This window comes from Streptomyces sp. NPDC007189, assembly GCF_040703635.1.
Taxonomy (GTDB): domain Bacteria; phylum Actinomycetota; class Actinomycetes; order Streptomycetales; family Streptomycetaceae; genus Streptomyces.
On sequence record NZ_JBEYEY010000012.1, the window covers coordinates 203,751 to 225,559 of the forward strand.

The 21,809-nt window shown below is 73.1% G+C and carries 20 protein-coding genes and 1 tRNA gene; 7 read left to right on the plus strand and 14 right to left on the minus strand.

The features are described from left to right. Window positions 1–60: 60 nt before the first annotated feature. The 5 genes from AB0950_RS24590 to AB0950_RS24610 form a co-directional block, all read right to left on the minus strand. Complete coding sequence (locus AB0950_RS24590; RefSeq protein WP_330339781.1) at window positions 61–429, minus strand: hypothetical protein; 369 nt, start codon at window positions 427–429, stop codon at window positions 61–63. A 231-nt stretch (window positions 430–660) separates the two neighbouring features. After that, window positions 661–1,998: an AAA domain-containing protein gene (locus AB0950_RS24595; RefSeq protein WP_366779405.1), complete on the minus strand. Its 1,338-nt coding sequence runs from the start codon at window positions 1,996–1,998 to the stop codon at window positions 661–663. Next, a complete protein-coding gene (locus AB0950_RS24600) occupies window positions 1,995–3,593 on the minus strand; it encodes a hypothetical protein (protein WP_366779406.1) in 1,599 nt (532 codons plus the stop codon). The genes AB0950_RS24595 and AB0950_RS24600 overlap by 4 nt, the downstream gene beginning before the upstream one ends. After that, on the minus strand, window positions 3,584–4,753 hold the full coding sequence (locus tag AB0950_RS24605; protein WP_366779441.1) for a hypothetical protein: 1,170 nt from the start codon (window positions 4,751–4,753) through the stop codon (window positions 3,584–3,586). The genes AB0950_RS24600 and AB0950_RS24605 overlap by 10 nt, the downstream gene beginning before the upstream one ends. A gap of 1 nt (window position 4,754) precedes the next feature. Next, complete coding sequence (locus tag AB0950_RS24610) at window positions 4,755–5,696, minus strand: phosphatase PAP2 family protein (RefSeq protein WP_360572384.1); 942 nt, start codon at window positions 5,694–5,696, stop codon at window positions 4,755–4,757. 215 nt (window positions 5,697–5,911) lie between these two features. On the opposite strand from AB0950_RS24610, the gene AB0950_RS24615 reads away from it, so the two are divergent. Then, complete coding sequence (locus AB0950_RS24615) at window positions 5,912–6,508, plus strand: histidine phosphatase family protein (RefSeq protein ID WP_360145181.1); 597 nt, start codon at window positions 5,912–5,914, stop codon at window positions 6,506–6,508. Between the two features lie 58 nt (window positions 6,509–6,566). Here the strand turns inward: AB0950_RS24615 and AB0950_RS24620 are convergent, their stop codons facing one another. Next, entirely contained in the window at window positions 6,567–8,027 is a 1,461-nt protein-coding gene (locus tag AB0950_RS24620; RefSeq protein WP_366779407.1) for a hypothetical protein, read from the minus strand. A 266-nt stretch (window positions 8,028–8,293) separates the two neighbouring features. Here AB0950_RS24620 and AB0950_RS24625 point away from each other — a divergent pair, with 266 nt between their 5' ends. Then, entirely contained in the window at window positions 8,294–8,704 is a 411-nt protein-coding gene (locus AB0950_RS24625) for a hypothetical protein (protein ID WP_360145175.1), read from the plus strand. A gap of 81 nt (window positions 8,705–8,785) precedes the next feature. Continuing rightward, window positions 8,786–9,673 (plus strand): fused MFS/spermidine synthase, encoded by an 888-nt coding sequence (locus AB0950_RS24630; RefSeq protein WP_366779408.1) that lies wholly within the window; start codon window positions 8,786–8,788, stop codon window positions 9,671–9,673. Window positions 9,674–9,698: 25 nt separating this feature from the next. Here the strand turns inward: AB0950_RS24630 and AB0950_RS24635 are convergent, their stop codons facing one another. Beyond that, window positions 9,699–10,217, minus strand: a complete 519-nt coding sequence (locus AB0950_RS24635) for a hypothetical protein (protein ID WP_360145169.1) — start codon at window positions 10,215–10,217, stop codon at window positions 9,699–9,701. Window positions 10,218–10,316: 99 nt separating this feature from the next. Here AB0950_RS24635 and AB0950_RS24640 point away from each other — a divergent pair, with 99 nt between their 5' ends. From AB0950_RS24640 to AB0950_RS24650, 3 genes are all read left to right on the plus strand, one after another. Continuing rightward, window positions 10,317–11,036: a response regulator transcription factor gene (locus AB0950_RS24640; protein ID WP_360145166.1), complete on the plus strand. Its 720-nt coding sequence runs from the start codon at window positions 10,317–10,319 to the stop codon at window positions 11,034–11,036. Continuing rightward, window positions 11,033–12,418, plus strand: a complete 1,386-nt coding sequence (locus AB0950_RS24645; RefSeq protein ID WP_360145163.1) for a HAMP domain-containing sensor histidine kinase — start codon at window positions 11,033–11,035, stop codon at window positions 12,416–12,418. Before AB0950_RS24640 ends, AB0950_RS24645 begins: the two co-directional genes overlap by 4 nt. A gap of 132 nt (window positions 12,419–12,550) precedes the next feature. After that, window positions 12,551–13,999 (plus strand): cellulose binding domain-containing protein, encoded by a 1,449-nt coding sequence (locus AB0950_RS24650; RefSeq protein ID WP_366779409.1) that lies wholly within the window; start codon window positions 12,551–12,553, stop codon window positions 13,997–13,999. Between the two features lie 60 nt (window positions 14,000–14,059). Here the strand turns inward: AB0950_RS24650 and AB0950_RS24655 are convergent, their stop codons facing one another. The 4 genes from AB0950_RS24655 to AB0950_RS24670 all read right to left on the minus strand — a co-directional run bounded on the left by AB0950_RS24655 (window position 14,060) and on the right by AB0950_RS24670 (window position 18,853). Continuing rightward, entirely contained in the window at window positions 14,060–15,490 is a 1,431-nt protein-coding gene (locus tag AB0950_RS24655; protein ID WP_366779410.1) for a GH1 family beta-glucosidase, read from the minus strand. A gap of 131 nt (window positions 15,491–15,621) precedes the next feature. Next, window positions 15,622–16,503, minus strand: coding sequence for a carbohydrate ABC transporter permease (locus tag AB0950_RS24660; protein ID WP_360145154.1), 882 nt, complete (start codon window positions 16,501–16,503; stop codon window positions 15,622–15,624). Next, the gene (locus tag AB0950_RS24665; protein ID WP_360145151.1) at window positions 16,500–17,525 is read right to left on the minus strand and encodes a sugar ABC transporter permease; all 1,026 of its coding nucleotides are present in this window, start codon (window positions 17,523–17,525) and stop codon (window positions 16,500–16,502) included. Before AB0950_RS24665 ends, AB0950_RS24660 begins: the two co-directional genes overlap by 4 nt. Further along, the gene (locus tag AB0950_RS24670) at window positions 17,522–18,853 is read right to left on the minus strand and encodes an ABC transporter substrate-binding protein (protein WP_360145148.1); all 1,332 of its coding nucleotides are present in this window, start codon (window positions 18,851–18,853) and stop codon (window positions 17,522–17,524) included. Before AB0950_RS24670 ends, AB0950_RS24665 begins: the two co-directional genes overlap by 4 nt. A 405-nt stretch (window positions 18,854–19,258) precedes the next feature. Between AB0950_RS24670 and AB0950_RS24675 the strand changes: the two genes are divergently transcribed. Continuing rightward, window positions 19,259–20,314, plus strand: a complete 1,056-nt coding sequence (locus tag AB0950_RS24675; protein ID WP_360145145.1) for a LacI family DNA-binding transcriptional regulator — start codon at window positions 19,259–19,261, stop codon at window positions 20,312–20,314. A gap of 134 nt (window positions 20,315–20,448) precedes the next feature. On the opposite strand, the gene AB0950_RS24680 is transcribed toward AB0950_RS24675, so the two are convergent. From AB0950_RS24680 to AB0950_RS24690, 3 genes are all read right to left on the minus strand, one after another. Then, window positions 20,449–20,521, minus strand: a tRNA-His gene (locus AB0950_RS24680). Between the two features lie 139 nt (window positions 20,522–20,660). Next, entirely contained in the window at window positions 20,661–21,263 is a 603-nt protein-coding gene (orn, locus tag AB0950_RS24685; protein ID WP_360145142.1) for an oligoribonuclease, read from the minus strand. Window positions 21,264–21,360: 97 nt separating this feature from the next. Continuing rightward, the coding region (locus AB0950_RS24690) for a helix-turn-helix domain-containing protein (RefSeq protein WP_366779411.1) at window positions 21,361–21,809 on the minus strand (449 nt) is incomplete at its 5' end.

A 21,809-nucleotide genomic window follows, 5' to 3' on the forward strand; every position in this document is an offset into this window, starting at 1 on the left:
TATCTTGCCCGCCTGGCATATGCCAGACGGGTTACTGCCGGAATCACACAGGGCGTGGACTCACACCGGATCCGGGGACGTCCGCCCCTCGGCGTTGCCCCGCATCAGGTCCCGCCCGAACTCGACCATCTTCTTCGCGTAGTCCTCGGTCCACTCCGCCCGCTCGGCGATGTCCGCCGGGGTCAGCCGGTCGAACCGGCGCGGGTCGGCGAGCTGGGCCGCGGCGATGGCCTGGAACTCCACGGCCCGGTCGGCGGCCGCGCGGAACGCCTGGGTCAGCTCCGTGGCCCGGGCCAGCAGCGCCCGCGGATCCTCGATCGACTCCAGGTCGAAGAAGTGCTCGGGATCGGCGGCCGCCTCCGCGGGCTCGAAGATCAGAGGCGCGGGGCGTAGCCGCGGTTCGTTGCGACGCGGCGTGGGCTCCGCCATGTCTTGTCTCCTCCTCGTACGGTTCGCTGGGCACCGCCTTCAGGTGGGCCACCGTCCATTGTCCCGCGCCCCCGCAAGAGGCCGCCCCGTCCGAAGCTCCCCCCGCGGCGGCCGATCACCCCGGACCCGTCACGGCCGCCGGCTCACCCGGTGTTCTGCCAGGTGCGCGGGTACCGCGTGGTTCGCTTCCCAGCCGTGCGGGCTGCTGTCGGACAGAGGCGGAACAGACCGTCACGGCCGCCAGCTCACCCGGTGTTCTGCCAGGTGCGCCAGAACCGCGTGGTTCGCCTCCCAGCCGTCCGGGAACTTCACCAGGGTGCCCAGCTGGACCGGTTCCGTGGACGGGTAGGCGTCCAGGAGGTCGCCGACGCCGGCGCGGCAGACCACGATGCAGGCGTGGCGGTGACGGGAGGCCAGGACGCACAGGCGGCCGGTCTCCAGGTGGAACGCGGTGGCGTCGGGACGGCCGGAGAGCGGGTGCAGGACGACCGTCACGTCGTACTCCCGGCCCTGCAGACGGTTCGCGGTGTCGACCGTGACGTCCGCGACGCCCAGCTCGGCGAGCGCCGCGCGGATGGCCGCCGCCTGGTCGCGGTGCGCCGTGCCGACGGCGACGCGGTCGGCGGTGAGCGGGGTGGGGTCGTCCGAGCGCTCGGAGACCGCCGCGCCGCCCCGGTCCAGCAGCCGCCGTACGACCGCGGCCACCGCCCGCACCGCCTCCGGATCCGTGCGCGGGGTGTGCCGGGCCGGCAGCTCCAGCAGGCCCCAGCCGGACTCCGCGGCCTCGTCGATCACCCGGTCCGGGCCGGAGCCGTCGGAGGGCACGGCGAAGGCGAGGCGGCGGTCGCCGTGGCCGGTGCCGCTGCGGAAGGGCGTGTAGGGGTAGAAGGCGTCCGAGACCAGGGGCGCCGCGGAGGCCGGCAGGCGCCAGGAGACCGGGAGCCGGTGCTGCGGGAGCGTCGGGTTGTGGGCCAGCAGGGTCGTCACGGCGGAGGCCGAGGGGTCGTACGACAGGCCCGCCCACTGCTCGCTGCCGACGATCGCGAACGGGTCCAGCTGCCCGGGGTCGCCCACGAACAGCGCCCGCTCGAACAGGCCGGCCACGGCGAGCAGGGAGTCGGAGCGCATCTGGTACGCCTCGTCCACGATCGCGTGCCGCCACGGCTCGTCGGCCTTCACGTGCGCCCACTTCGCCGCCGTGGACAGGACCACCGGCAGGCCGTTCAGGTCGGCCGCCTTCGCGGACGTGCGGACCTGCGGCAGGTCGTCCAGCGCCTTGTCGTAGGGGTCGGTGTCGCTGCTGTGCAGGCGGCCGACCGGCAGCTGCGGGTTCTTCTCGGCGAGCCGCAGGACCAGGTCGTCCACCTGGGCGTTCGTCTGGGCCACCACCATCAGCGGGCGCCCGGCATCGGCCAGTTCGAGGGCCGCGCGCACCACGAGCGTCGACTTGCCCGCGCCGGGCGGGGAGTCCACGACCACACCGCGCTCGGTGCCGTGCAGGGTGTCGTGGAGGATCGCGTCGGTGGCGCGGGCCGCGGCGGCCGAGGGGTCGAAGTCGACCGTCGTCACAGCACGTCCTCCTCGGTCACGGTGTCCGGGGCCTCCGGCGCGGGCTCACCCGGCGGGCCGCCGTGCGTCCACGGCGTCTCCTCCGGGTCGGGCAGCTTGGCGCCGCCGCGCTGCTCGTGCTCGAAGAGCGTGAAGCAGACCCGGTCGCCCTTCTCCGGCACCGAACCGGGCTCCGGCTCCTTGCCGCGGCCCATCTTGTCCAGGACGCGCAGGACCAGCACACCCCCGTCCGGCGAGTCCTCGTACCCGGCGAACTCCGCCGACTGCGGCTTGCCGTTCAGCGAGCGGTACACCTTCGCGCGCTCGGCGAGATGCGGCCGGTCGTCCGTGCGGACCGTCACCAGCGGGCGCGGGCTCGGCCGCTTGCCCTCGCTGTAGGCCATGACGACATCGGTCACCTCGCCCGCGAAGGCTTCCCCGGCCAGCCGTCGCCCCGCCATCACCAGCGGATCGTCCAGCGCCTCCTGCGCCTCCAGCCGGGCCTGCTCGCGCTCGCGCGCGGCCAGCTTGTTCGCCGCCGTCACCGCGTCGTCCCGGCGCGGCTGCGGGGGCTCGCCGGCCAGGACCCGGTCGCGGTGGCCGGTGAAGGACCAGCGGTCGCGGGTCCAGCGCTCCTCGACATGCGCGCCCTCCGGCAGCGCCCGCAGCAGGTCCAGGCCCCGCCACACCGCGTCCCAGGTGGGCCGGGTGACGCTCGCCACCAGGTCGCGGATCGCCCGCTCGGCCGCCGTGAGCGCGGCCAGCCGGTCGTCGGCGGCCGGTGCGTCCTCGGCGGCGGCGAGCGCGGTGCGCGCGCGGTCGTAGCGCTCGATGGCCGGGGCCAGCAGCTTGTTGTCGAACGCCGGGTCGGTGGCGGGACCGGCCGGCGGGCACAGCAGCCGGCCGGCCGCGTCCCGGGCCAGCTCGGCCCGGCGCGCCGCCTCGGCGCCGTCGGTCCCCTCCGGGGGGTCGATCCAGGCGAGGAGTGCGCCCAGGTGCTGGTCCTCCAGGCTGGACTGGCCGGTCGCCCAGTGCCGGGAGAGGACGTCGGTGAGGGCCAGCAGCAGCGAGGAGCCGGGGACCCGGGACCGCTCGCCGTAGTGGGTCAGCCAGCGGCCGAGCAGCGGCACCCGGGGCGGTGCCGGATAGGGGGCCTCCGGGTCCTGCTCGGCGGTCCGGCGGAACCGCATCGAGCGGCCCAGCAGCCGTACGAAGTCCAGGCCCGCGCGGCTCGGCACGATCAGCTGCGGGGCGTCCGAGCACAGCTCGACCTCGACCTTGACCCGCTTGCCGGTCTCCGGGTCGGTCTCGGTGCGCTCGGCCGCCTCCACGGACTCGGCGTAGGAGTCGATGTACGGCAGGACGACGTCGGCCAGCTCGGCGAGGAAGGCGAAGCGCAGATCACGGTCGCGCGGCTGCGGCACGACCAGCAGACGCGGCGCGTCCCGGTCGGTGCCGACCAGCGCGCCGAGCGGGGCGCCGGCCTCACCGGCGGTGGTGAGCGGCACGAACACCAGCGGGCGCGCCGACAGATGCCGGTGCCGGACGGTCGCGGCGGGCTGCGCCCGCCCGCTCTCGACGGCCTCGAGCCGGGCAAGGGCGGCGATCAGCGACACACGCCCACCTCCGCCGACGTCCCGGCCGCCGGGTGGGTGGATTCGGCTACTTCGCCTTCGGCCGCAGCCCGCAGGGTCTCGGTGCGCACGGCCGCTCCGTCCACAGCCCGCAGGGCCTCCGCTCGTAGGGCCGCCGCCCGGCGCAGGGCCGTGACCGTTGGGTCGGTCGGGTCGCCGGTCTCGCCGTGGGCCGCTGCGAGGACGTCCGCGACCGTGGTCAGCCCGCCCAGTTCCGCGCGCAGCGGTCGGCCCAGGTGGGTGACGGCGCCCTCCTCGCGGGAGCGTTCCCGGCAGTGGAAGGCCAGCTCGCAGGCGGACAGGCACTCCGGTGCGTACGTCGCCGGGACCGCCTCGACGGACGCCGTCAGCTCCTCGGCGCTGCGGTCGGGCGCGAAGCACGTGCCCTCCGGAAGGGACCCGGCGATCTCCTCGATCCGGGTGAGCCGCGCCAGCTGGCGGGCGGTGACCGCGCGCTGCTTGCGGATGTCGACGGCGGATGCCGCGGGCAGGTTGGAGAAGTCCTTGGGGCACACCAGGAGGATCCGGTGCCGTACGACCGGAACCGGGTCGAGGCGGGCGGCGACCTCCTCCAGGGCCAGCACGTACACCGCCGCCTGCCGGGCCGCCGCGCCGACCTTCGCCGGGTCCGCCGAACCGTCCAGCATCGGGAAGGACTTGATCTCCACCACCGACCAGCTGCCGTCCGGGTGCACCACCACCGCGTCCGGCTCCAGGAAGGCGAGCGAGCCGGCCACGTCCAGCGCCAGCATCGGGTGGTCCAGCAGGGTCCAGCCGCCCGCCCGCGCGGCCTCGCGCAGCGCCAGCGCCGTACGGGCCGTGCGGCCCTCGGGGCCGTGCGCGGTCAGGTCCGGCACGGCCGCTCCCTCGGGCGGTGCCGCGCCGGGGTCGAGGCGGGCGTGCGCCAGCCGGAGCAGCTCCGCGCCGCCGTCCGCCTTCACCTTCGCCTCGAACGCGTTGCCGCGCGTCAGCGCGAACTGCGACTGCCCGAACGCGGACGGCGCGCCCAGCGCGCTCGCCAGCCGTGCCTTGTCCACTCCGGCGCCGTCCAGGATCGCCCGCCGCGCGCACCCGGGGTTCGCGGCGAGTGCCGCGAGGGCGCGCGCGTCCAGGGCCTTGGCCGGTACGTCGGGACCGCGCAGCTCAGCGAGCCGGTGCCGGAGCCCCTTCTCCCGCGTCGCTGGGGGAGGTGTCCGGTTCGGCCCCGGCGTCGAGCTGCGCCTGGCGCTGCCGTGGAAATCGCTCACCCGCGGAAGTCTGGCATCCGGCACTGACAATCGGGGAACCGGCGCCCGGCGCGACCGGTGCGGTGCGCGGCAGCAGGCGGGCCCGGACCAGGTCCACGGCCCGCATCACCCGCGGCGCGAGCAGGGCGCCGACACCCATCACGGCGACACCCGCGACCGCGTCGAGGAGGTAGTGGTTGGCGGTGCCCATGACCACGAGCGCGGTGCCCAGCGGGTAGAGCACCCCGAGGATCTTCGCCACGCGCGTGCCGCCGTGCCGCCACAGCATCAGCCCGCACCACAGCGCCCAGCCGACGTGCAGGCTCGGCATGGCCGCGTACTGGTTGGTCATGCCGCCCAGGCCGCGCGGCGCGCTCGCGTCGCCGCCCCACCAGCCGTACGAGCTGTAGTGCGCCATGGTGTCCACGAAACCGTGCCCGTCGGAGAGCAGCCGGGGCGGGCAGGTCGGCAGCAGGGTGAAGCCGATCAGGCCGATGAACGTGGACGTCATCAGCCAGGTGCGGGCCCGCCGGTAGTGCTCGGCGCGGGCCCGGAACAGCCAGACCAGCAGGGCGGGCGTGACCACGTAGTGCAGCGAGGCGTACCAGAAGTCGGCCGGCACGCCGAGCCACGGCTCGCGGGTGAACAGCCGGTTGAGCGGATGCTCGGCGTTCAGGTGCAGGTCCTGCTCGAAGCGCAGGATCGCCAGGCCGTGGTCGACGGCGGAGGAGACGTCACCGCGGACGAGGAGCCGGCCGGCCGAGTAGCAGCCGTAGACCAGGACGATCAGTGGCAGTTCGGTCCACCAGCGCAGCCGGGTACGGGCCTCCTCGGTGGCCGGTGTCTCGGTCTGCGGCATCCGATCGCCCTCCCCCTTCTGCTGTGCGGCGCGCCCCGGCGGGCGACCGTGCCACTTTACGGTGTGCGTATCCCGCCCATGAGGGCGCTCCGGCCCACAAAGACGCCGAGATCGCCCCCCGGGTTGCCCCGGCGGGGTGTACGCGATGATGGAGAAGTCGTCTTTTCTTGTTTTCACGACGTCTGTGTGGCGTCCCGCTTCCGGAAAGGTCTCCCATGGCACCGCGCATCCTGCTGGCCCGGCACGGACAGACGGACTGGTCGCTGTCCGGCAAGCACACCGGCAGGACCGACGTGCCGCTGCTGGAGGAGGGCCGGCGGGGAGCCAAGCTGCTCGGCGAACGCCTGCACCGGGCCCCGCTGGACGGGCTGCCGGAAGCGGAGGTGCGCACCAGCCCGCTGGCACGCGCGCGTGAGACCTGTGAGCTGGCCGGCTTCGGCGACCGCGCCACCACCTGGGACACGCTCCTGGAGTGGGACTACGGCGCCTACGAGGGCCTGACCCCGGCCGAGATCCAGGCCGTGCGCCCGGGATGGCTGATCTGGCGGGACGGGGTGCCCCAGGGCGAGAGCATCGCCGAGGTGACTGCACGCGCGGACGAGGTGGTGGCGTGGGCCCGCTCGGCCGACCGTGACGTCCTGGTCTTCGCCCACGGCCACATCCTGCGCTCCATAGGCGCGCGCTGGCTGGGCCTCCCGCTGGACTTCGCCGCGCGGATCCGCCTCAACCCGACCTCGCTGTCGGTCCTCGGCTGGGCCTACGGCGAGCCGGCGATCGAGAGCTGGAACGACCTCGGGCACCTGGTGCACTGACGGCCGTCGGGCCCGCGCCGCTCACGGCATCGAGGCGTGCCGCTCGCGCTGACGGCCGTCAGACCCGCGCCGCCCGCGGCATCGACGCGTGCCGCTCCAGGAACTCCGACACCCCCGACGCCCGCCGGTGCGGCAGGAGCACGCGCGCGGTGCCGGCCAGCATGCCCTGGATGCGGGACGACTGGACCTGGTCCAGCAGGGACAGCACGCGCAGCCCCGCGGCGGCCGCCTCGTCCGGCCGCCCCTCACGGGCGAGGTCGTCGGCCAGCTCCGCCGTGTAGAGCGCGATGTTCCGGGTGAAGTGCGGATCCTGCAGCTCGGCCGCGCGGTACGCGTGCCGCGACGCCCGCCGCCAGTCGCCCAGCGTGGACCAGCACTGCGCCTCCAGCCCCTCCAGCTCGGCCTCGCCGTAGAAGCTCATCCACTCCGGGTCGGCGTCCGAGCGGCCCCGGGCGAAGAGGGCCTGCGCGCGGGCCAGCGCCCGTTCGCAGCCGGTGCGGTCGGCGAGCCCCGCCCAGCCGCCCGCCTCGCGCAGCGCGAGCAGGGACATCAGGCGCGCCGAGCCCAGCGGAGCCGCCGCGCGCTGGGCGGCCTGCGCGGCGCGCACCGCCTCCCTGGGCCGGCCGGCGTCCCGCGCCAGGAACGCGGTGTTGCAGAAGGCGTGCGCCTCCAGCCCCTGGTCGCCGGTCATGCGGGCCGTGGCCAGCGCCTCCGCGTAGTGCGAGCGGGCGTCCTCGAAGCGGCCCGAGTCGTGCGCCAGCCAGCCCACGGAGATGGCGAGTTCACCGGCGCCCGCGTGCAGCCGGTCGGCGGTGGTCTGCCGGGTCGCGCCGGCGTCCAGCAGGGCGTAGGCCGCGCGCAGCGGAGCCGCCGCGCGCCGGTAGAGGCCGTCCGCGCCGTGCCGGTCGTCGAGCAGCCGGATCCGCCGGACGGCCTCCTCCAGGGCGGCCGCCTCGGGGCCGCCGGGCCGGTGCGGGGGGCGGGCCGCCGGCGCGGCGTCCGTGGCGAGCCCCAGCGGGCCCAGCGTGGCGGCGGCCACCGTGGCGCCTCCGCCGGTCATGAATGCGCGACGCAGCACGTCGCTCTCCTCGTGGTTCAGGTGGTCGTTCGCGTACGGTCCTGGCGCGCCGCACGGGTCCTGCGGGTCATACGGATCGACGGTCCCGGCCGACTCAGCGGGCGCCTCGGCGGCGAGTTCCCCGGCCGCGTCCGCCGTCGTACGCGCGGCGCGGCCGCGGACGGACGAGCGGGGAGCGAAGCCCAGGTCGGTGAGCGTGCGGCCGGGGAACATGTGCAGGAACACCCGTTCGTAGGCGTAGTTGGGGCAGCGGATCTCACCCGCCTCCACCCTGCCGACGTAACGCGCGTCACAGCTCACCCGCTCACCGATCTCGCGCGCGGCGCGCCGTACGAGCGCCGCGAACTCGGCCGGTGAGCGCCTGCCGCGCAGTTGCCGGAAGGCGAGGTTCGGCCGGGGTGGCCGGTCGGGCTGTGACGAGGTCACGGTTGACGACGCCATGGCCGGGTCCTCTCGTGCGAACCGTCGAACCATGCCGGAACCGGGACGGGTTCGTGACGAGTTGTCCGAGTGACGCCCTGGTTCCGGCGGGCATGAACGTACCTGCTGTGAGGGACCCGCCACGCTGTGTTTGGCTACAAACCGGATATCTCATCCACGATCTGCCATGAAGTGCCATCCTTTGCGGCGCACTTCGGCCGTAGCCGTTGACGTGCTCGCGCGTTGAACCCGGTGGACCGCAACAGGGCTGTGTGGTGGAGGACGTCATGGAGACCGGGGAGTCCCGCCAGAGCAACGAAGCGTGTGCGCCGCCGTCCAGGGCCGTGAGGGACGCGTCGGCGTGCGACCTCGTGACGGTGCCGGCCCGGCAGGGCCTGGAGGCGGTCGACATCCTGCGGCGCGGCGCCGGTGACGCGGTGGGCCCCGTGCTGCACGACGGCGGCGCCACCCTCGGCTTCCTCGTCCCGGCGGGCACCGCGGCCGGCTGGGACGTGCCCGGCAGCACCTGCACGCGGACCGACGGACGCGGGCTCCGGCTGAACCCCGAGCCGCCGGTGGAGGGCTCCGACTGGCTGCTGCCGCCCGGCGAGGCGGATCTCGCCACCGACCCGACCGTGCTGCGCCGGGCCCTCGGGGAGGCGGCCCGGATGATCGAGGCGGCCGACAGCTGCAGGTAGCGCCACCGCCCGGGGCCGCCGCAGCGAGCCTGCGGACCGCCCGGCCGGGCGCCGGAGTGGCCGGCCTGCGAAAATGGTCCGATGGGCAGGTCCAGGAACACACGGGACGCGCGGCGCACGCGACGCGGGCCGTCCGCCGCCGAGGCCGTCGTGGAGGCGGTCGACGGCGGGCTCGCACAGCTCGTCCCCGACCCCGACCGCAGCCGGGCCTGGACCCTGCTGATCGACGGCGCGCCCCAGTCGCACGTCGACCTGGACGACCCCGGGTATCTGTCCTTCGAGTACCAGCGCCGCCTCGGCCATGTCATCGACCTCGTCGCCCCGCCCGGACGGCCCGTGCACGCCGTGCACCTCGGCGGCGGCGCCCTCACCCTCGCCCGGTACACCGCAGCCACCCGGCCCCGGTCCACCCAGCAGGTCGTCGAGCGGGACGCGAGCCTGGTCCAACTGGTCCGCCGGGAGCTGCCGTTGGACCCCGCGGCCCGGATCCGGGTGCGGTCGGCGGACGCCCGCGCGGGCCTGGCCAAGGTGCCGGACGGCTGGGCGGACCTGGTCATAGCCGACGTGTTCAGCGGCGCCCGCACCCCGGCCCACCTGACCTCCACCGAGTTCCTGGACGAGGTCCGCCGCGCCCTGAAGCCGTCCGGGGTCTACGCCGCCAACCTCGCCGACGGCCCGCCGCTGGCCCATCTGCGCGGCCAGATCGCCACCGCCGCCGCCCGGTTCGCCGAACTCGCGCTGATCGCCGACTCCGCCGTGCTGCGCGGCAAGCGCTTCGGCAACGCCGTCCTGGTCGCCTCCGACGCCCCGCTCCCGCTGCCCGAACTGACCCGCCGGGCCGCCTCCGACCCGCACCCGGCCCGGGTCGAACACGGCAAGCAGCTCAGGGACTTCACCGGCGGCGCGGCCCCCGTGACGGACGAAGCGGCGGTGGCCTCCCCGGCCCCGCCGCCGTCGGTGTTCCGGTGATCCTGCGTCTTGCAGCGGGCGTGGCTCAGTAGTTCCCGATCTCCACGTGCGGCGGCCCGTCGTGCCAGGTGCAGAACACCGACACCCGGTCCGTGTCCCGGGTGAACTCCACCCGGATCCAGGTCTCGGTCTTCCACACCTGCATCGACCAGCCGGTCCCCGGAGTCGCCGAGACGAGCGTGGCGTCGGCCGTGCCCAGATCGAACACCGCCCGGCCGCCGTCGGTGTCGTACGACTTGACCTGGCCGGACGCGGACGCGGAGGGGGAGGACGCGGGGGTGGGTGTGGGACTCGGGGACCGGGTGGGGGTGGCGGCCGGTGCCGTCGGGGTGCTCGACGGCCGCCGCGACGGGGACGGGTCAGGCGTCGGCGAGGGCAGGGGCTTGGAGCCCTGAGCCGTCGCGCCGGCGGCCGTGACCGGCAGGGCGCGCGGGGGGTCGTACGCCGTCCCGGCCATCACCGTGTGCACGCCCCACCACGACAGCGTGACCGCCGCTCCCGTCGCGAGCAGCCACGCCAGTACGTGTACGAGTCCTCTGCGCATCGCGGGCCATACTGCCCCAGGGGGACCGCCGTGCGCACATGTCCCGGGTTATCCACAGGCGCCAGCCGGGTGTGGGCCGTATGGCGTACGGTGCGGCGCATGGCAAGTGTGCTCGTGGTCGAGGACGACCAGTTCGTACGCTCGGCGCTCATCCGGCACCTGACCGAGGCCGCACACACCGTGCGCAGCGTCGGTACGGCACTGGAGGCGCTGCGCGAGGTCGCCCATTTCCGATTCGACGTGGTCATCCTGGACCTCGGACTGCCGGACCTGGACGGCTCCGAGGCACTGAAGATGCTCCGCGGCATCACCGACGTCCCCGTCATCATCGCCACCGCCCGGGACGACGAGTCGGAGATCGTCCGGCTGCTGAACGCCGGTGCGGACGACTACCTGACCAAGCCGTTCTCCGTGGAGCACCTCTCGGCGCGGATCGCGGCCGTGCTGCGCCGGGCCCGCTCCACCGGCGCGGAGGCCCCGCCCTCCTCCGTGCTCCGGGTCGGCGGGCTGACCGTCGATCCGCTGCGCCGCCAGGCCGAGCTGGACGGGGCCCGCCTCGACCTCACCCGCCGCGAGTTCGACCTGCTCGCCTTCCTCGCCGGCCGGCCCGGGGTCGTCGTCCCGCGCCGGGAGCTCCTCGCCGAGGTCTGGCAGCAGTCGTACGGCGACGACCAGACCATCGACGTCCATCTGTCCTGGTTGCGCCGCAAATTGGGGGAGACGGCCGCCCGGCCCCGTTATCTGCACACGCTCCGGGGCGTCGGCGTGAAGCTCGAACCGCCCACGGAGCCTTCGGCGGACGGGGAGCCGGCGCGATGAGGTGGGCCCTGGTCAAGGTCTGCCTGGCGGTCACCACGATGGTCGTGGTCGCCTTCGCGGTCCCGCTCGGCCTGGTCGTCAAGGAGATGGCCCGCGACCGGGCGTTCTCCAACGCCGAGCGGGAGGCCGCCGCGGTCGCGCCCGCGCTGTCCATCACCACCGACCGGGACAAGCTGGAGCGGGTCGTGGCCTCGGCCGGCGCCGACTCCGGGATGGCCGTGCATCTGCCCGCCGACGGCGGCCGGTCCGCGCTCGACATCGGCCGGCAGCGCGCCGCCGACCGCGACATCCAGGCCGTACGGAGAATGGGCCGGGCCTCCACGACCACGGTGGCCGGCGGCTCCACCCTGCTCCAGCCGGTCGCGCTCGGCTCCGGCGACATCGCGGTCGTCGAGGTCTACGTCCCCGAGTCCGAGGTCACCAACGGCGTCGGCACGGCCTGGGCGGTGCTCGCGGCCGTCGGCCTCGCCCTGATCGTCGGCTCGGTCGCCGTCGCCGACCGGCTCGGGGTGCGCATGGTGCAGCCCGCCCAGCGGCTGGTCGAAGGCGCGCACGAACTGGGCGAGGGCAAGCTGGGCGCGCGGGTGCCGGAGGACGGGCCCACCGAACTCCGCCTCGCGGCGGTCGCGTTCAACTCCATGGCCGACCAGGTCGTCCAGCTCCTCGCCAACGAAAGGGAACTGGCAGCCGACCTCTCGCACCGGCTGCGCACCCCGCTCACCGTGCTGCGGCTCAACGCGGCCTCGCTGGGCGGCGGACCGGCCGCCGAGCAGACCCGGGCCGCCGTCGCCCAGCTGGAGCGCGAGGTCGACACCATCATCCGCACGGCCCGCGAGGCCAAACCGCAGACGGCCGCGCCCGGGCCCGGCGCCGGCTGCGACGCGGCCGAAGTGGTGCGTGAGCGCATGGAGTTCTGGTCCGCGCTCGCCGAGGACGAGGGCCGCAAGTGGCGGCTGGCAGGCGTGGAGCGGCCGGTGCGGATACCCGTGGCCCGCGCCGATCTGGCCGCCGCGCTCGACGCCCTGCTCGGCAATGTGTTCCGGCACACCGCCGAGGGCACCGCCTTCGCGGTGGACGTGCACAACGGCGAGGACGCGGTGATCGTGCTGGTCTCCGACGCGGGCCCCGGCATACCCGACCCGGAGGCGGCGATGGCCCGCGGCCGCGGCTCCGGCACCGCCGGCTCCACCGGCCTCGGCCTGGACATCGTGCGCCGGCTCGCCGAGTCCACCGGCGGCGACGTCCGCATCGGCTCCTCGGTGCTGGGCGGCACCGAGGTGCGGATCTGGTTCCAGCTGGACGGCCGCAAACCGGCCGGGCGGGGACACCGGATGCGCCGCCGCCGACTGCGCAAACCGGTCGCGACTGGTCTCGACCATTAATCGTCCCCGATCCCTTCCTTAAGCGAACCCTAAGGTCTGCAATCCCCGTCCCGATCAGGCCATTTGCCCGATTCCACATCGCTAGCGTGCTGCCGCACCCCACCCCCCTGAACAGCGAAGGCAGGCACGCCCATGACCACGCACCGGCGCAGGATCAGCGGCAGGAACAAGGCGATCGGCTCTCTCGTGGCCGCGGCCGTGGTCGGCGGCGGCGCTCTCGTGCTCACCGGCACCGCCAACGCGGCCGGCGTGAACGCCGCGTACACCAAGACCAGCGACTGGTCGACCGGCTACACCGCGCAGTACGTCGTCACCAACAACAGCGGCCAGGCCGAGAAGACCTGGACCCTGGAGTTCGACCTCCCGGCGGGCGCCAAGCTCAGCTCGCTGTGGAACGGCGAGTCGAGCGTCAGCGGTTCGCACGTCACCGTGAAGCCCGCGAAGTGGGACACCGACGGCCTCGCCGCCGGCAAGTCGGTGACCGTCGGCTTCGTGGTCGACGGCAAGGGCGACCCGACGGGCTGTCGTATCGGCAACGCACAGTGTTCCGCGGACGGCGGCGCCACCCCGGAGCCCAGCGGCCGCCCCACCCAGTCCCCGTCGCCGACCGCCACCCCCACGCCCACCCCGACCAAGAGCAGCGCCCCCACGCCGACCGCGTCCCAGACCACCGGCAGCGGCACCACCGCCTCCGCCGGCTTCGCCCCGTACGTCGACACCTCGCTGTACCCGGCCTTCGACCTGGTCGGCGCGGCCGACGCGACCGGCGTGAAGAACTACAACCTCGCCTTCGTCACCGACGGCGGCGGCTGCACCCCCAAGTGGGGCGGCGTGACCGACCTGACCAGCGACGCGGTGGCCGCGCAGATCGGCTCGCTGCGCGCCAAGGGCGGTGACGTGCGGGTCTCCTTCGGCGGCGCCTCCGGCTCCGAACTGGCCACCACCTGCTCCTCCGCGGACGCGCTGGCCGCGGCCTACGGCAAGGCGATCGACGCGTTCAAGCTGACCAAGGTCGACTTCGACGTCGAGGGCGGCGCGCTGCCCAACACCGCCGCCAACACCCGCCGCGCCCAGGCCATCGCCAAGCTCCAGCAGCAGCACCCGGACCTGGACGTCTCCTTCACCCTCCCCGTGATGCCCGAGGGCCTCACCCAGGACGGGGTGAACCTGCTGTCCGACGCCAAGTCCAACGGCGTGAGGATCGGCACCGTCAACATCATGGCGATGGACTACGGCGCCTCGTACAACGGCGACATGGGCGACTACGCCCAGCAGGCCGCGACCGCCACCCAGGCCCAGGTCAAGAGCGTGCTCGGGCTGTCCGACTCCGCCGCGTGGAAGACGGTCGCCGTCACCCCGATGATCGGCGTCAACGACGTCTCCTCCGAGGTGTTCAAGGTGGACGACGCCACCCAGCTGGTGAACTTCGCCAAGTCCAAGGGCCTCGGCGGGCTGTCGATGTGGTCCGCCGCCCGTGACAAGCAGTGCGACGGCGGCGCGAAGAACTCCGCCGACGCCACCTGCAGCTCGATCCTCCAGGACAAGTTCGCCTTCTCGAAGGCGTTCGGCGCGTTCAACTGACGCACCCACGCTGAAGGGGCGCGGCACTCCGGGGGGATTGCCGCGCCCCTTCCTGGTGTCTCAGGCCGCGTCCTCCACCGGAGGCAGCGTCCCCGTGCGCGCCGCCTCGCCGTACCACCGCGCGCTGGACTTCGGCGTCCGCTCCAGCGTCGCGTAGTCCACGTACACCGCGCCGAACCGCTTGCCGTAGCCGTACGCCCACTCGAAGTTGTCCATCAGGGACCACAGGTAGTAGCCGCGGACGTCGGCGCCGTCGGCGATGGCGCGGCGGACCTCCGCGAGATGGCCGTGCAGATAGGCGATGCGCTCCGGGTCGTGCACCCGGCCGTCGGGGTCGGGCTTGTCGTCGTAGGCCGCGCCGTTCTCGGTGATGTAGAGGGGCAGCCCGGGGGCCTCGCGGGTGTAGCGCTGGATCAGGTCGTACAGGCCCGTCGGATCGATCGTCCAGCCCATCTCCGTGCGCTCGCCCGGCGTCTGGTGGAAGACCACGTCGTCGGCGCCCGGCCAGGGGGAGTGCGCGCTGGCGCCGTGGCCGTCGGCCCGGGGGCCCTTGGTCTGCCCGGAGGCGGCCGACACCAGTGCCGGGGTGTAGTAGTTCAGGCCGAGGGCGTCCAGCGGGACGTTGATCGTGCGCAGGTCGCCGTCGAGGACGTACGACCAGTCGGTGATCGAGGACGTGGCCTGCAGCAGCGACGCGGGATACGCGCCGTGCAGCATCGGGCCGTGGAAGACGCCGTTGGCCAGGTCGTCGATGCGGCGGGCCGCGGCCAGGTCGGCCGGGTCCTGCGAAAACGGCCGCACCACCGAGGAGTTGAGGCTGATCGCCACCTCGTTGCGGGCCGGCATCACCGAGCGCAGCGCGGACGCCGCGAGGCCGTGCGCGAGGTTGAGGTGGTGGGCGGCGCGCAGGGAGGCCGCCGGGTCGGTGCGGCCCGGGGCGTGCACACCGGAGCCGTAACCCAGAAACGCGCTGCACCAGGGCTCGTTGAGGGTGATCCACTGCTCCACCCGGTCGCCGAGCGCCGCGCCGACCAGCTCGGCGTACTCGGCGAACCGGTAGGCGGTGTCCCGCTGCGGCCAGCCGCCCGCGTCCTCCAGCTCCTGGGGCAGGTCCCAGTGGTAGAGGGTGAGCGCCGGCTTGATGCCGTGGGCGAGGAGCTCGTCCACCAGCCGGCGGTAGAAGTCCAGGCCGCGCTGGACGGCGGGTCCCCGGCCGGTGGGCTGCACCCGGGACCAGGAGACCGAGAAGCGGTACGCGGTCAGGCCCAGCTCCGCCATCAGCGCCACGTCGTCGCGGTAGCGGTGGTAGTGGTCGACAGCGATGTCACCGGTGTCGCCGCCGGCCGTCTTGCCCGGGGTATGGCTGAAGGTGTCCCAGATCGAGGGGGTGCGGCCGTCCTCCCGCACCGCCCCCTCGATCTGGTACGCCGAGGTCGCGGCGCCCCAGAGGAAGGCGGGAGGAAAGGTCACGGAGGTAGCGGGTTCAGGCATGGAAGCGCTCCCATTGGGGTCGTAGGAGACCTGGTGCGGCAGGTGCGGAAGAGGAGGAGGGGGAAGGGGCCGGGGCGGCGGTGGCCCGGCCCCCGGGGCGGAGGACCGCCGGCGAAGCCGTCGGGGTGCCGTCAGCCCTTGATCGCGCCCTGCATGATCCCGCCCACGATCTGCTTGCCGAAGAGGATGAAGGCGATCAGCAGCGGCAGGGTGCCCAGCAGGGCGCCGGCCATGATCACCGCCTGGTCCGGGACGTACCCGGTGCCGAGCGAGTTCAGGGCCACCTGCACCGTCGGGTTCTGCTGGGTCAGGGCGATGATCGGCCACAGGAAGTCGTTCCAGGCGAACACGAACGTCAGCAGGCCGAGGACGGCCATGGCCGGGCGCGCCGCGGGGAAGACCACGTGCCAGACGATCCGGATGCTGCTCGCCCCGTCCACCCGGGCCGCCTCGATCAGCTCCGTCGGCAGCGCCTGCACCAGGTACTGCCGCATGAAGAACGTGCCGAAGGCGGTGACCAGACTCGGCAGGATCACCGTCTGCAGCTGGTTGGACCAGCCGAGGTCGGACATCCACAGGTACAGCGGTACGACGGCCAGCTGCGGCGGGATCATCATCGTGCCGATGGTCAGCAGCAACAGCAGGCTGGAGAAGCGGAACCGCAGCTTGGCGAAGGCGAACCCGGCCAGCGTGGAGAACAGCACCGTGCTCACCGTGATCGTGCCCGCCACGATCACCGAGTTGAACATCGCGGTCCCGAGCCCCGCCTGGTCCCAGGCCGTCTGCAGGTTCGCGAACAGGTTGCCGCCGAACCACAGCGGCGGCGGGGTCTGGGCGAGCCGCCGGTCGGTGCGGGACGCGGCGATCGCCGTCCACACCAGCGGGGCGAGGGAGACCAGCGCGAAGACGGTGAGCACCACGTAGGCCACCGGGCCCGCGTGCAGCTGCTTGCCGGCGCCCATCACCCGGCGACGGCCGGCCTTCCGGGGCAGGGTGAGTTCAGTGGTCGTCATTGGGACTTCCTCAGCCGTCGGGTGAGCAGCAGATTGACCGCGGCGATGATCAGCAGGATCAGGAACATCGACCAGGCGATCGCGGAGGCCTTGCCGAGGTTGCCGATGATCCAGCCCTGGTCGTACATGTACAGGCCGAGCGTCTGGTACTGGTGCTCGGAGCCGCCCTTGGACCCGCTGACCCCGCCGAACAGCAGCGGCTCGCCGAAGAGCTGGGTCGCGCCGATCGTGGAGACCACGACCGTGAACAGGATCGTCGGGCGCAGCTGCGGGATGGTCACGTGCCGGAACTGCTGCCAGCGGTTGGCGCCGTCGATCGCCGCCGACTCGTACAGATCGGTCGGGATCGCCTGCATGGCGGCGAGGTAGATCAGCGCGTTGTAGCCCGTCCACCGCCAGATCACGATCGAGGACACCGCGAACTGCGAACCCCAGTCGGACTCGCGCCAGTTGATCGGGTTCACCCCGAAGAAGTGCAGGATCCAGTTGACCATGCCGCCGTCCCACGAGTACAGCAGCGTGAACACCAGGGTCGCCGCGGCCACCGAGGTGGCGTACGGGGTGAGCATCACCACACGCCAGACGGTGGAACCGCGCAGCTTGTAGTTCAGCAGGTGCGCCAGCCCGATCGCGGCCAGCAGCTGCGGCACGGTCGAGATGACACCGATGGTCAGGGTGTTCTTCAGCGCGTTCCAGAAGAAGTCCGAGGACCACAGGTTCTTGTAGTTGTCCAGGCCCGCCCAGGTCTGGTGGTCCAGGGCCGACAGCTGCACGTCGTGCAGCGAGTACCAGGCCGTGTACAGCAGCGGGACCAGGGTGAAGGCACCGAACAGGATGAAGAAGGGGGACACGAACGCGTACGGCGACGCCTTCATGTCCCAGCGGTACAGCCGGCTGCGCCAGGAGTCGGGGCCCGCCGGGGTACCGCGACCGTGAGCGCCCCGGGCCGCGCCCGGCGGGGTGCCGGGCGCGGCATCGGCGCTCGCCGCGGGTTGCGCGAGAGCCTGCTTGGAGCTGGTCACTGGCCGAGCACGTCCTTGATCTCCTTGGACGCCGCGTCCCAGCCCTGGGACGGCGACTTGCCCTTCTGCTCGACCTGGAGGATGCCGACGTCGGTGATCGCGGAGTTGATCGGCTGGTCCTTGACGCCGAAGTACTGGACCGGGATGGTCTTCGCCGAGTCGGCGAAGATCTGGGTGATCGGCGCGTTCGAGAAGTACGCCGTGGTGTCCGCGGCCGGCTTCAGGCTCGCGTACGCCGACGGGGTCGACGGGAAGCTGGCCTGCTTGGCGAAGACCTTGGCCTGCTGCTCGGGCGCGGTCAGCCACTTGGCCAGCGCGACGGCCTCCTTCTGGTGCTTGCTCGCGAGCGGCACGCCGAGGAAGGAGCCGCCCCAGTTGGCCGCGGTGGGCGCCGCCGCCACGTCCCACTTGCCCTTGCCGGAGTCACCGGACTTCTGCTCGATGTAGCCGAGCATCCACGCCGGGCAGGCGACGGTGGCGAAGGTGGCGTTGGCGTAGCCCTGGTCCCAGGTGGGGTCGAACTGCTTCAGCTTCGCCGACATGTCGCTGGTGGCGACGTCCATGGCGGCGTTCCAGGCCTTCTTCACGCCGTCGGACTTGTCCCAGACGACGTTGCCGTCCTTGTCGTAGTAGCGCTCGTCGCCGCCGCCGAGGGCCGCGTTGTAGACGGAGGCCGCGGAGTCCACGAACTTGGTGCCCTTGGGCGCCTTCTTCATGTACTGCTTGCCGACGTCGACGTACTTGGCCCAGTCGCCCTTCCACATCTGGGCGAGCTTGGTCCGGTCGGTCGGCAGCCCGGCCTTCTGCAACAGGTCCTTGCGGTAACAGATGGCCATCGGGCCGATGTCCGTGCCGAGGCCTATGAGCTTGCCGTCCTTCGTGGTGGCCTGGGCGTTCTTCCAGTCCAGCCACTGCGACTTGTCGACCTGCTTGCCGAGGTCGACGAACTTGCTCGCCTGGGTCTGCACGGCCTCGGTGATGTTGCCGACCTCGATGGCCTGGATGTCGTCCGTGCCGGAGCCGGCCTGCAGGCGGGTGAGCACCTTCGGCCAGTACACGTCGGTACGGGTGGTGACGTTCTCCTTGATGTTGATGTCCGGGTGGAGCTTCATGTACTCGTCGTAGAGGCCGGCCTGCTTGTAGCCGAAGACGCCGAAGGTGCCGACGGTCAGCGTGATCTTGCCCTTGCCACTGCCGTTTCCGCCGCCGGAGCCGTCCGACGAGCCGTCGTCCGAGTCCTTGGCGCAGCCGGCCAGCAGCCCGGTGGTCAGTGCGGCCACGGCCGCGAGGGCCATCAGCCGCTGTGACCGGCGGATGCTCGTGCGCATTGCGTCCTCCTGTTGCCTGACGTGCCGACCCCCCGGCCAACTGCATGGTTTGGGCCCGTTCTTGCGCGCTGCGGCTCGGGCGGGGAACGTGCGGGTTGTGTAGGTGTCAGGTACTGTGGGAGCGCTCCCACCAGTGATGTGTTGAAGAGTCGCGGGTCGGCGCCGGGGTGTCAAGGGAGCGGACGCGGACAACTGTGTTCAGTTATCTGAGCGTTAACCGAGGGCGCTCGGCGGCGGCCACCGTCGGTATCCGGCCGACCGGCGGGGAAGGGGAGGACGGGGAGCCGAGGAGGGGCCGGAGGCCGGTCACGCGGAGGGTGGGGGCGCCCCGGGACGGTCACTGCGGCGAACGGTCCTGTTACATTCCAGGCCAGCACCACGAGTCGGTCGAGAGGGGCGGAGCCCATGGTAAGCCACGGAGCGCGGGGCCGGAGCGGTGGCCGGCCCACGCTCGAGGAGGTCGCCGCCCGGGCCGGAGTCGGCCGGGGCACGGTCTCGCGGGTGATCAACGGCTCGCCCCGGGTGAGCGACGCCACCCGCGCCGCCGTCGAGGCCGCGGTCGCCGAGCTGGGTTACGTCCCCAACACGGCCGCCCGCGCCCTGGCCGCCAACCGCACCGACGCCATCGCCCTCGTGGTCCCCGAACCGGAGACCCGATTCTTCGCAGAACCGTACTTCTCGGACATGCTGCGCGGTGTGGGCTCGGAACTCGCCGACACCGAGATGCAGTTGCTGCTGATCTTCGCGGGCAGCGACCGCGAGCGCCGCCGTCTCGCCCAGTACCTGGCGGCCCACCGGGTGGACGGCGTCCTGCTGGTCTCCGTGCACGCCGACGACCCGCTGCCGGACATGCTGTGCCAGCTGGAGATCCCGGCCGTGATCAGCGGCCCCCGCTCGGCCGGCGAGACGCTCACCTCCGTGGACTCCGACAACTACGGCGGCGCCCGCTCGGCCGTGGAGCACCTGCTGTCCCGGGGCCGCACCCGCATCGCCCACATCACGGGCCGCCTCGACGTGTACGGCGCCCAGTGCCGCGTCGACGGCTACCGCGACGCCCTACGCGACGCGGGCCGGGAGGCGGACGAACTCCTCGTCGAGCCGGGTGACTTCACCGAGGAGGGCGGCCGCCGCGCCATGTCCGTGCTGCTGGAGCGCCGCCCCGACCTGGACGCGGTCTTCGCCGGCTCGGACGTGATGGCGGCCGGCGCCCGGCAGGTGCTGCGCGAGGCGGGCCGCCGCATCCCCGACGACGTGGCCCTCGTGGGCTACGACGACTCCGCCATAGCCCGCCACATGGACCCGCCGCTGACCAGCGTCCGCCAGCCCATCCAGGAGATGGGCCGCGCCATGATCGATCTGCTGCTCACCGAGATCGCCGACCGCCGGCCGGCCGCGTCCCGGGGCCTGGAGCGACGGCACGCGGTGCTCTCCACGGAACTGGTGCAGCGCGCGTCGTCGTAGCCGGTCCGCGGCGAACCTCACGGAGCCGCCGGCCGTGCCTTCGCCGGCGGTGAGACCCCGGGGGCCCACCGCCGCCGTACAAACGAATCAGCCGGTGACGCGTCTTGCGACGACGTCACCGGCTGATCGGCGAGGGTGAGTGACGGGACTCGAACCCGCGACATCCTGGACCACAACCAGGTGCTCTACCAGCTGAGCTACACCCACCACGACCGGCGGTGGAACTTGTCGTTTCCCCGACCGGCCGAGAAGAAGTCTACAGGGTCGGAAGGGGTGCTCGCGCACACGTTTTCGCGCGCCGCTCCGTGTGCCGTCCGCCGGGAGCGCCGAGCCGTTCGGGGGGCGGCTAGCGCGCGGGCAGGACGTGCTTGGCCGCGATCGACTTGGCGGTGTCGGAGTCCGGGCCGGGCTGCGGGACGAAGATGGCCTCTCGGTAGTAGCGCAGCTCGGCGATCGACTCGCGGATGTCGGCGAGGGCCCGGTGGTTGCCGTTCTTCTCCGGACTGTTGAAGTACGCCCGCGGATACCAGCGGCGGGCCAGCTCCTTGACGGAGGACACGTCGACGATCCGGTAGTGCAGGTAGTCCTCCAGGGTCGGCATGTCCCGCAGCAGGAAGCCGCGGTCGGTGCCGACGGAGTTTCCGCACAGCGGGGCCTTGCCGGGCTCCTTCACGTACTCCTTCACATACGCCAGCACCTGCTCCTCGGCGTCCTTCAGCGTCGTGCCGTTCGGCAGCTCCGCGAGCAGTCCGGACGTGGTGTGCATCTGACGCACGACCTCCGGCATCGTCTCCAGCGCCTGCTCCGGCGGGCGGATGACGATGTCCACCCCTTCGCCGAGTACGTTCAGCTCGGAGTCGGTGACGAGGGCGGCCACCTCGATGAGCGCGTCGTCGGACAGCGAGAGGCCGGTCATCTCGCAGTCGATCCACACCATGCGATCGTTCATGCGTCCACCCTAAGGCGGACCTGAGCTTTTGGGTGCCCCCCTGCGCTCCACCGGGAGCGGGCGAGCGAGTGGGGGCGGGACGAACCCGCCCCCACTCTCAGTTACCGCTGCGCGGTCCCGGCAGCAGCCCCACCGCGCCGGCCGCCTGGCGGCGGCTCTGCATCGGGACGCCGCTGTCGCGGTCCGAGTGCAGCACGGAGGGCGCGTGGCCCATCGGCCCCGGGCCGGACAGGCCCGCGGGCGGGCCCGGCTGGCCGGAGGCATGCACCGGCGGCTCCGCGTCCGCCGGTTTCTCGCCCTGCGGCCTGCGGGCGCGGTAGGCGGCCCGGTAGGCGGCCGGGGACGAGCCGAGCTGGCGGCGGAAGTGGCCGCGCAGCGCGACGGGGGAGCGGAAGCCGCACCGGCCCGCCACCTCGTCCACGGAGTAGTCCGACGTCTCCAGCAGCCGCTGGGCCTGCAGCACCCGCTGGGTGATCAGCCACTGCAGCGGAGCGCTGCCGGTCAGCGAGCGGAACCGGCGGTCGAACGTACGGCGGCTCATGTAGG